The 5,842-nt window shown below is 72.0% G+C and carries 6 protein-coding genes; 5 read left to right on the top strand and 1 reads right to left on the bottom strand.

The genetic code is table 11. The annotated features are described in order from the left end of the window. The 3 genes from ACTWQE_RS33400 to ACTWQE_RS33390 all read left to right on the top strand — a co-directional run. The coding region (locus ACTWQE_RS33400) for a gamma-glutamyl-gamma-aminobutyrate hydrolase family protein (RefSeq protein WP_443332846.1) at window positions 1–434 on the top strand (434 nt) is incomplete at its 5' end. A gap of 260 nt (window positions 435–694) precedes the next feature. Continuing rightward, complete coding sequence (locus tag ACTWQE_RS33395) at window positions 695–1,588, top strand: RNA polymerase sigma-70 factor (protein ID WP_443332845.1); 894 nt, start codon at window positions 695–697, stop codon at window positions 1,586–1,588. Window positions 1,589–1,634: 46 nt separating this feature from the next. Beyond that, on the top strand, window positions 1,635–2,411 hold the full coding sequence (locus ACTWQE_RS33390) for an SDR family oxidoreductase (protein WP_443332844.1): 777 nt from the start codon (window positions 1,635–1,637) through the stop codon (window positions 2,409–2,411). Window positions 2,412–2,537: 126 nt separating this feature from the next. Here the strand turns inward: ACTWQE_RS33390 and ACTWQE_RS33385 are convergent, their stop codons facing one another. Next, window positions 2,538–3,284 carry a helical backbone metal receptor gene (locus ACTWQE_RS33385; protein ID WP_443332843.1) on the bottom strand — a complete coding sequence of 249 codons (747 nt, stop codon included), beginning with the start codon at window positions 3,282–3,284 and terminating at the stop codon, window positions 2,538–2,540. 353 nt (window positions 3,285–3,637) lie between these two features. Between ACTWQE_RS33385 and ACTWQE_RS33380 the strand changes: the two genes are divergently transcribed. Beyond that, window positions 3,638–4,543 carry a 5'-3' exonuclease gene (locus tag ACTWQE_RS33380; RefSeq protein WP_443332847.1) on the top strand — a complete coding sequence of 302 codons (906 nt, stop codon included), beginning with the start codon at window positions 3,638–3,640 and terminating at the stop codon, window positions 4,541–4,543. 49 nt (window positions 4,544–4,592) lie between these two features. Next, a complete protein-coding gene (locus ACTWQE_RS33375) occupies window positions 4,593–5,447 on the top strand; it encodes a siderophore-interacting protein (protein WP_443332842.1) in 855 nt (284 codons plus the stop codon). Window positions 5,448–5,842: the final 395 nt, after the last annotated feature.

The raw sequence follows: 5,842 nt of genomic DNA, 5'->3' as shown, positions 1-5,842 counted from the left end.
GGGACGCGTGGGAGCTGGCCCTGATCGAAGCGGCCCTGGCTTCCGGGAAGCCGCTGCTCGGGATCTGCCGGGGAATGCAGCTGCTCAATGTCGCGCTCGGCGGCACGCTGGTGCAGCATCTGCCCGAGTCCGTGGGGCACGACGGCCACCGCGGTTCGCCGGGGGTCTTCGCCCGGCACGAGGTGAAGCCGGTGCCGGGCACGCTGCTGGACAGCGTGCTGCCGGAGACGACGTCCGTACCGACCTACCACCACCAGGCGGTGGACCGGCTCGGCAGTGGCCTGCTCGCGTGCGCCCACGCGGAGGACGGCACTCTGGAGGCCGTCGAACTGGCGGACGGCGACGGGTTCGTCCTGGCCGTCCAGTGGCACCCGGAGGCGGGCGAGGACCTGCGGGTGATGGAAGCGCTGGTGACGGCCGCGCGGTCCCTGTGAGCCGCGGCCCGTGCTCGCGGCCGGCGCTCGTCGGTACGGGTCACGTGCCGGGAGCACGCCGCGGCAGGAGCCTCGAGGGGCCCGGGTTCCCCGGTTGGTGGGTCGGTTGCGGGGGCTGCTCCGGCGAGGATGGCGCACCTCGGACTGGACCCCACAGGGGCACCTGGACAGTCGCCCTTGCCGCCCAGGAGCAACGGGTGCCTGGTCCACGGTGAGGCGTCCCGACCACGATCTTCAATGATCTTCTAGCGTATGCACCTATGGACAAGGCACAGCAGTTCGAAGAGCTCCGACCGCGGCTGTTCTCGTTGGCGTACCGGATGCTGGGGTCGGCGGCGGAGGCGGAGGATGCGGTGCAGGATGCGTACCTGCGGTGGCACGGGGCCGAGCCCGGGCAGGTCACTGCGCCGGGGCCGTGGCTGGCGAAGGTGCTCACGAATCTGTGCCTGAACCGGCTGACCTCGGCGCGGGTGCGGCGTGTGGAGTATGTGGGGCCGTGGCTGCCGGAGCCGGTACGGACCGATGACGGGACACTGGGGCCGATGGAGACGGCGGAGCAGCGCGAGGCGGTGTCGCTGGCGGTGCTGGTGTTGATGGAGCGTTTGACGCCGCCGGAGCGCGCGGCCGTGGTGTTGCGTGACGCGTTCGGCTACAGCCATCGGGATATCGCGGCCGTGATCGATTGCTCGGAGGCGAACGCGCGGCAGCTGTACCGCAGGGCGAAGCAGCATGTGACGGACGGCCGACAGAAGTTCGAATCGTCCCGGGAGTCGAGCAGCGGGTTGCTGGCCCGGTTTCTGGAGGCGGCGGCGCAGGGGGCGATGGGGCCGTTGGAAGCGCTGCTCGCCGACGACGTGGTTGCGTGGTCGGACGGTGGCGGCAAGGTCCGTGCGGCGCGGCAGCCGGTCGTCGGCCGGGAGCGGGTGGCTCGGTACCTGGCAGGCCTGTTCGCCCGGTGGGCGAGTGGTGTGCGGATAGAGATCGTCGAGGCGAACGGCAGTGCGGTGGCGCTGGGCTGGGAGGACGGCGCGCTGACCTCGTTGGGTGCACTGGAGGTCGGCGAGGCGGGGATCATCGGGATCCAGATCGTCCGGAACCCCGACAAACTGGCCTTTCTGGCCGGTCAGTTGCGGGAGCCGTCACGGAACACGTGAGTCGTCGGTTCTTCATCAGTGACAGCAACACGAGAAGGGCTGGCTGATGAACAACGACGGGATCATGGTGACCGGTGCGACGGGCGTACTCGGCCGCGCGGTGCTGGAGCGGGCGCGCCGCACCGGGCTGCCCGTGCGGGCGCTCACCCGCAGGGCGGTGCCGCCAAACGATGCGGGTGTGACCTGGTTCCGCGGTGATCTGGCGAGCGGCGCGGGTCTGGACGAGGCGTTCGCCGGGGTCCGTACGATCATCCACTGTGCGACCGACATCCGGCATGTCAAGAACGACATCCCGGCCTTCCACCACCTGCTGGAGGCCGCGAAGCGGGCCGGGGTCGAGCACGTCGTCAACATTTCCATCGTCGGGATCGACCGGATCCCGTACCCCTACTATCGGATCAAGCTGGAAGGTGAGCGGCTGCTGGCGGCCTCGGGAATCGGCTGGACCAATCTCCGCGCAACTCAGTTCCCCGAGCTGCTGGACAGGGGCTTTGCCGCCTTGTCCAAGCTGCCCGTGGTCATCGTGCCGGCCCGTACCGTCTGCCAGCCGGTTGACCCGGGGGACGTCGCGGACCGTCTCGTCGCGTTGGCGCTGGACGGGCCGGCCGGACAGGTGCCGGACCTGGCCGGGCCGACGGTGTACACGGCAGGCCGGCTGGCCAGGAGCTGGCTGCTGGCGGCGGGCAAGCGCCGCCTCGTCCTGCCGGTGTTCATCCCGGGGAAGGTCGGGGCGGGCTTTCGTTCCGGGGCTCTGACCGCGCCCGACCGCGCGGTGGGCAAGCGGACCTGGGAGGAATACCTGGCCGAGAAGGTCACCCGCTGACGTCGACGCGACCATGGTGCGGCACCGGGGGCTGAGGCCACAGCAAGCAATCCGGCACATCCGGTTCTGCCCCTCGAGGTTGTCCCGGTGAGACCGCTGCACCACGTCATCGGCCGTGCAGAGACGTCAGGTCTGCCGGTTTGCGCGCCGGAGCGCCGCGCTGAGCACGGCGGGCGCCTCGGCCAACGACGGGCCGTACCACGTGAGGTGGCGGCCGCTGACCAGAGCGCACGGCAGCCCGGGAAAGGCCTCGGGGCCGTCGTCGGCGGTGAAGCGGTACGGCTCGTCGGGCAGGACCGCGAGGTCCGCCCCGCAGGCGTTCAGTGCGTCGACCGGGATCCGCGGATAGCGGTCGGCGTGCCCGGCGCAGACATTGGCGACACCGAGCCGGGCCAGCAGGTCGCCCGCGAAGGTGTCGCGTCCGAGCACCATCCAGGGGCGCCGCCAGACCGGTACGACCGCGCGCCGCGGCTCAGTGGGAGCCGGTACGTCCCGCCAGGCCGCCTCCGCCGCGTCCAGCCATCGCGGGCGGGCCAGCCCGCAGCCCCGTACGAGGACCCGCTCCAGTTCAGTGAACGCCTGCTCCAGACTGCGCACTTCGGTGACCATCACCTCGAGCCCGGCGGCCCGGAGCGCGGCGAGGTCCGGCTCGCGGTTCTCCTCCTCGTTGGCGATCACCAGATCCGGGGCGAGACCGACGATCGCGGACACGTCCGGGTTCTTGGTCCCCCGGACCCTGACGACATCGAGATCCGCCGGGTGGGTGCACCAGTCGGTGGCACCGACCAGGAGTCCTGGCGCGGTGACGGCGACGGCCTCGGTCAGCGAGGGTACGAGCGACACCACACGGGCCGGGGCCCCGGGATCAGCCATCGCAAGGAGCCATGAGGGACATGCCCTCAGTCTCCCAGGGACGGCCGTATGCGGGACGCCGACCCGGGCGCCCGGCATCCGTTCGAGGATCGGAAGGCGAACGCGGCGAAGGAACACAACGCCTCGGCGCCGCCCCGGTTCGCGGGAACCGGGGCGGGGCCGCGACAGTCCCCCTGCCGGGAGCGCGGCACCGTGGCGCGTATCAGCTGACGGGCGCCGACTTGGCCGCCCAACGCCGACCCAGTTCACAACTGCCGGAGGTTAACTGGTCGATTGAGCTGCGTTTTGCCCGTTTTCATCCGGTACCTGGCCGTGGCCCGTACGGCATCATCGTGCAGGTGACCCGACGCCTGATGCTCCTCGACGCCGCCTCCCTCTACTTCCGCGCCTACTTCGGCGTGCCGGATTCGGTCAGGGCACCCGACGGCACCCCGGTCAACGCGGTGCGCGGGCTGCTGGACTTCATCGCCCGGCTCGTCCATGACCACGACCCCCAGTCCCTGGTCGCCTGTATGGACGCCGACTGGCGCCCCCACTGGCGGGTCGAGCTGATCCCCACCTACAAGGCCCACCGGGTCGCGGAGGAGGTGCCCGAGGGCTCCGATGTCGAGGAGGTCCCCGACACCCTCTCCCCCCAGGTGCCCGTCATCGAGGACGTCCTGGACGCACTCGGCATCGCCCGCGTGGGCGTCCCCGGGTACGAGGCGGACGATGTCATCGGCACCCTGACGGGCCGGGCGGAGGGCCCGGTGGACATCGTCACCGGCGACCGCGACCTCTTCCAGCTGGTCGACGACGCGCGGAGGGTGCGCGTGCTGTACCCGGTCAAGGGCGTCGGCACCCACCAGGCCGTCGACGAGGCGTGGCTGCGGGAGAAGTACGGCGTGGACGGCCGTGGGTACGCCGATCTGGCGCTGCTGCGCGGCGACCCCAGCGACGGACTGCCCGGCGTGCCCGGCATCGGTGAGAAGACCGCCGCCAAGCTTCTCGCGGACCACGGCGACCTGGCCGGGATCATGGCGGCGGTCGGCAATCCCGCCGCGAGGCTCACCCCGTCCCAGCGCAAGCGGCTCCATGAGGCGCGTGACTACATCGCGGTCGCACCGAAGGTGGTACGGGTGGCCTCGGACGTACCGCTGCCCGACTTCGACCCGGTGCTGCCGCGCACGCCCCGTGACCCCGCCGCCCTGAGCGCACTCTCCGAGCGATGGGGGCTCGGCGGCTCGCTGCAGCGGCTGCTCTCCACCCTTCAGCGGTGAGCTGTTAGGTTAGGTAACCCTAACAACCACTGAGGCAGGGGAGGCCGCCGTGGCAGACCGTCCGGTTCGCAGAAAGCCCGGGCTCAACAAGGCACAGGTGATCCGCACCCAGCGGCTCACACCGCACCTGGTCCGCGTGGTACTGGGCGGTGAGGGCCTGGCCGGCTTCCGGGCGGGCGAGCACACCGATCACTACATCAAGGTGCTCTTCCCGGCCGAGGGGGTGGCCTACCCCGAGCCGTTCGACATCGAGGCCGTCCGTCGTGACCTGCCGCGCGACCAGTGGCCGCGGACCCGTACGTACACGGTGCGCAGCTGGGACCCCGGGGCGCGGGAACTGGCCGTCGACTTCGTCATCCATGGCGACGAGGGCCTGGCCGGTCCCTGGGCGGCGAACGCACGCCCGGGCGAGGAGGTCCTCTTCCTCGGTCCCGGCGGCGGTTACGCCCCCGACCCGGCCGCCGACTGGCATCTGCTCGCGGGCGACGAGAGCGCGCTGCCCGCCATCGCCGCGTCCCTGGAGCGCATCCCCGCGGGCGCCACGGTACGCGCCTTCGTGGAGGTCGCCGGGCCGGAGGAGCGGCTGGAGCTGACCGCTCCGGAGGGCACCGAGGTCGTCTGGCTGTACCGCGGCGACGCTCCCGCCGGCACGGCGCTCGTACCGGCCGTGCGCGATCTCGAGTTCCCGGCGGGGGACGTCCACGCGTTCGTACACGGCGAGGCCGGGTTCGTGAAGGAACTCCGCCGGTATCTGCGGATCGACCGGGAGGTGCCGCGCGAGCGGCTGTCGATCTCCGGCTACTGGCGGCGCGGGCACGACGAGGACGGCTGGCAGGCGTCCAAGCGCGCATGGAATCAGCAGGTGGAGGCGGAGCAGGAAGCACCCGCCGCCTCCACCGCGTAACGCCCCGGGCCGGCAGCACACCCTCAGCCGGGGGTGCGGCCGACTCCGGCACGGAGCGGAGGCGGGGCCCCGTGCACCCGGTGATACGGCCGCTGGTCGGGGCCCGGCCGCGGGCATACGCCTCCGAGCCGGGGGCCGGCCCCACCGCGCGTCCGGGACCACCTCCCTCGGCACCACCCCGCGAGAAGCTTCTCTCGCCGCGGCGCAGCCCCCGGCGACCGCTCCGGCGCCCAGCGGCGCGTGGCACCACGTCGGCCGCAGCCCACGTCGGCCGCGGCGCCCGCCGGGACGGCAAGGTCGCGGTCCCGGCGGTCCTGCGGAGTCGCGGTCCAGGTGTACTGCGGAGTCGCGGTCCCGGTGTACCGCAGGGTCTCGGTTCCTGTTCCCCGTGGGGT

The organism is Streptomyces sp. 8N706 (assembly GCF_052245415.1).
Classification (GTDB): domain Bacteria; phylum Actinomycetota; class Actinomycetes; order Streptomycetales; family Streptomycetaceae; genus Streptomyces.
The sequence above is the reverse complement of the archived record's forward strand: the minus strand, read 5'-3'. Positions and strand labels throughout refer to the sequence as shown.

Excerpts from the sequence above, each read along its gene's own strand:
- ACTWQE_RS33395 (WP_443332845.1), top strand. The coding sequence starts at position 695 with ATGGACAAGGCACAGCAGTTCGAAGAGCTCCGACCGCGGCTGTTCTCG.
- ACTWQE_RS33390 (WP_443332844.1), top strand. The coding sequence starts at position 1,635 with ATGAACAACGACGGGATCATGGTGACCGGTGCGACGGGCGTACTCGGC.
- ACTWQE_RS33385 (WP_443332843.1), bottom strand. The coding sequence starts at position 3,284 with ATGGCTGATCCCGGGGCCCCGGCCCGTGTGGTGTCGCTCGTACCCTCG.
- ACTWQE_RS33380 (WP_443332847.1), top strand. The coding sequence starts at position 3,638 with ATGCTCCTCGACGCCGCCTCCCTCTACTTCCGCGCCTACTTCGGCGTG.